Genomic DNA, 2,546 nt, shown 5'->3' with positions numbered 1-2,546 from the left:
ATACTGATCATGGTAGGAGCAGGGTTCTTTCTCATGCTGGCGGTGGCAATCGGTGGGCTGATCCTCCGTCCCGATGCCAAGCTCTTCCCCGAGCGCGGGGACGACTTCTTCCCCCACCTCGTGGAGAGGACCGTACGGGTCGCGTTCTATGGGGCGGCGATCGCGCTCGGCCTGCTTCTCTCCGACGGAATCGCCTTTGTGCACGGGGCCGCTCTGGGAGCCGCAGCCTTCGCCGCACAGGGTCTCGTCGGCTACCTTCTTACCCACCGCATGTCCCGACGTGACCGGGTTTATCTGGCCGCTTCCCAGCAGAACGGCATCACGAGCATCGTGCTGTCCCTGGCCTTGGAGCCGGCGATTCCCGGGGTCGCCGCCGTCGTCGCTCCGGCGGTCGTCACCATCAACCTGCTGCACTGGCTGATCAATCGCTGGATCGACACCAGGCCGACCGTCTTCGGAATCACCGGAGCGGACGACGCGGCCTTCGACGACCGCGGCCTGCCGCTGCGGGAGATGTCCCCGCGGGGCAGCGACCTGCTGGCTTTTGAGTAAGTGATGTGTGAGTGAACTTGAAGCAGTGGGCGGAGCGTGAGGGTGTCCACTACGTCACCGCTTACCGCTGGTTTCGGGAAGGGAAGCTGCCCGTACCGGCGCGCCGGGTCGGGCGACTGATCCTGGTCGAGCCGTCCGCCGTCGAACGCCCCACGGGAGCCGTCGCGGTGTACGCGCGGGTCTCCTCCGCCGGCCAGTACCCCGGCCTTGACCGGCAGGTTGCCCGTGTCACCGCATGGGCAACCGGACGTGAGCTCGAAGACCTGCTCCGGCTGTAGGGCCGCCATCCGGCAACAGGTGGCTGCGAGCAAGGGGCCTACTCATGCTTCATGACTCGCAACGGTCAGACGAAGACCGTCTCGGCTGGGCGCAGGAGCCGCGCCAGGGCCTCGGCCGAAAGCACCGCAGCATCGGCCGGATGGGCTGAAAGCGGAGCAATCTGGGTGCGGTAGCAGTCGATCGCTCGCTGCTTGGCCCGCTGCACGTCGACAGGAAGATGCACCCGTCGCGCCCTGGCCCAGGGAACTCGCGGGTCGTCCGGCACCGCCCAGTGCCAGGTCCAGACGGGGTACTCGAGCAGCCGGGTGCCCGTCCGCGCGGCGGCGATCTCCGCCGCCCGACCCGTCGCCTCATGATCTGGATGACGATCCCCGGCATACGTTGCGAGCAGCCACCCGTCGGCGGTGATCAACGGTTCCAGCTGGTCGGCCAACAGCTCCTCGTGCCCGGCGACCCGCCCGTCGCGCAGGCCGACCCGATGCACCGGCACCTGGGCCAGTCCGAGTTCGGCGAGAGCGGAATGCTGTTCCGCCACCCGTCGCCGCGCAAGCTCGGCCGGCGACAGCGTCGGAGATCCGGGATGGGATGCGTCGCCGTCGGTTACCGCAACAACGGTGAGCGACACGCTCAGCGTGGACAGGATGGTCATCAGGCCACCGATGCCCAGCACCTCATCGTCCGGGTGGGGAGCCACGATCACCGCATTCGTGGGCGGAACGGTCAGATCCAGCTCCGCCCACCCCGGATCCCATCCCTGCCAGACCGATTCGGGGGTCCCGCTGTCGTCGGCGAAGGGCCGACGCTCGTCCGCCACGCGTTCCTCCTGCATCGTTCTTCCATACGGCATACAGCGCGGCACCGCACGGACATCGGTGCAGTCATCGGCAACGCCACACGCACGGGGCGGCGTGGCGCGCCCACGACGCCGGCCGGCACCATCACAGCCCATCCTCCGGGCACAGCCCCACCCTCCCGGGTGTGCCCACGTCGCAAGCAGGGTGGGCGGGGCGGGACTGCGCTGGGCTTGAGCGACGGTACCCGTCGAAAACACCCGGGAGCCCGCGTTCCGGTCACTTCCCCGGCCGGAAGGTCGTCCGCGTCCTGATCCCGGTGAAGGGCCGCACGCCCCCCTCGCGACGGACGGTCTGGGACCGCCGACTCCGACCGGTCGTCGTCGCGGGCCCACGGCCGGACGATCGGTGGCCCCGGCCATCGGATTCGCCACCGGTCGCCACGACGGACCGGCCGCCGCGCCCCCGAGCCAGCCGGCTCCGCAGGATGCGTCGTGCCCCGCTGAAGCGGTGGCGACCGTCGACTACCGGGGCCGTCACTGGCCGACACGCTACGACTGCGCCACTTACGTGGGCTCCGCCCCGGCGGTCCTACCCGGCGCCCGATGTCGGCCGACCAGGGCGCCACGGTCAGATACTGACGAGACGACGCGGGGACGGGATGGTCTCGACGACCTCGTCCACGACGTCCTCGGCGATGACGCGGCGCAGTTCCGCCTCGGGGCTCAGCACCAGCCGGTGTGCCAGGACCGGCTTGGCCATCGCTTTGACGTCGTCGGGGGTCACGAAGGCCCGTCCCTGCGACGCGGCACGCACCTGGACGGCCCGAAGCAGCGCGATACTGCCCCGTGGGCTCGCCTCAATGCCGCTTCTACTAGTTGGATCTTGATGGTCGTCGGTGTGTTGGTTCCGGCTGTTCTGTCT

The 2,546-nt window shown here is 69.3% G+C and carries 2 protein-coding genes and 2 pseudogenes; 2 read left to right on the top strand and 2 right to left on the bottom strand.

The window, feature by feature from the left end:
• Together AC08OT_RS20005 and AC08OT_RS20000 are read left to right on the top strand one after the other, a co-directional pair.
• A pseudogene (locus AC08OT_RS20005) lies at nucleotides 1–552 on the top strand (hypothetical protein); the annotation flags it as partial.
• Between the two features lie 11 nt (nucleotides 553–563).
• Nucleotides 564–809: pseudogene (locus AC08OT_RS20000) on the top strand (IS607 family transposase); the annotation flags it as partial.
• An 86-nt stretch (nucleotides 810–895) separates the two neighbouring features.
• Here AC08OT_RS20000 and AC08OT_RS19995 read toward each other — a convergent pair.
• On the bottom strand, nucleotides 896–1,660 hold the full coding sequence (locus tag AC08OT_RS19995; RefSeq protein WP_476603205.1) for a PIG-L deacetylase family protein: 765 nt from the start codon (nucleotides 1,658–1,660) through the stop codon (nucleotides 896–898).
• Between the two features lie 592 nt (nucleotides 1,661–2,252).
• The coding region (locus AC08OT_RS19990; protein ID WP_476603204.1) for an AAA family ATPase at nucleotides 2,253–2,546 on the bottom strand (294 nt) is incomplete at its 5' end.

It is taken from the genome of Frankia sp. CgJB1 (assembly GCF_977947065.1).
Note: the sequence above shows the minus strand (reverse complement) of the source record. Positions and strands in the feature narration are given on the sequence as shown.

Coding starts and splice junctions, on each gene's coding strand:
- AC08OT_RS19995 (WP_476603205.1), bottom strand. CDS start 1,660: ATGCAGGAGGAACGCGTGGCGGACGAGCGTCGGCCCTTCGCCGACGAC.